This window comes from Cupriavidus sp. 8B, from assembly GCF_054589115.1.
In genome coordinates this window covers 7,848-8,429 of sequence record NZ_BAAILO010000491.1, presented here as the reverse complement: position 1 = coordinate 8,429, position 582 = coordinate 7,848, and the positions used below count along the sequence as shown (strand labels likewise).

At 65.3% G+C, this 582-nt stretch carries 1 protein-coding gene and 1 pseudogene; both read right to left on the bottom strand.

Going from position 1 to position 582, the window contains the following annotated elements; all coding sequences use genetic code 11:
* A pseudogene (locus ACYP5B_RS45420) lies at window positions 1–207 on the bottom strand (2-oxopent-4-enoate hydratase); the annotation flags it as partial.
* A gap of 8 nt (window positions 208–215) precedes the next feature.
* On the bottom strand, window positions 216–582 hold a 367-nt coding region (locus ACYP5B_RS45415; RefSeq protein ID WP_459573957.1), incomplete at its 5' end, for an aldehyde dehydrogenase family protein.

The following is a 582-nucleotide window of genomic DNA, read 5'->3' as shown; positions in this document are numbered from 1 at the left end:
CATCACCACCCGGCTGGTCACGCCGATCTTCTTGCCGATCACGCGCTCGCCCGCATCCAGGCGGTGCTGCACCATGGCCAGCTGGATGCGGTAGGCATCGTCGATGGACAACTCGGGATAGCGCTCGGTCAGTGGCGCAACGGCTTGCCGTGTATCAAGCGCCCGGTGCAGGCTGGCACCAATATCAACGATTTGTTCGGGTTTCATGGCCTGCCTCACAGTTTCACGCACACATTGCGCAGTTCGGTATAGAACTCCAGCGAATGCACCCCGCCCTCGCGGCCGATGCCGGATTGCTTGGCGCCGCCAAAGGCGGTGCGCAGGTCGCGCAGGAACCACGCGTTGATCCAGCAGATGCCAACCTCCAGGGCGCTACCCATGCGGTGGGCGGTGCCGAGGTCGGACGTCCACACGGTGGCGGCCAGCCCATAAGGCGTGTCGTTGGCAAGCCGGATCACCTCTTCCTCGGTATCGAACGGCGCGATATGGCAGCAGGGGCCGAAGATCTCCTCGCGGATCACCGCCGAGTCCTCCGGCAGGCCGGTCCAGATGGTGGGCTGCACCCAGGCGCCTCCGGCCAGC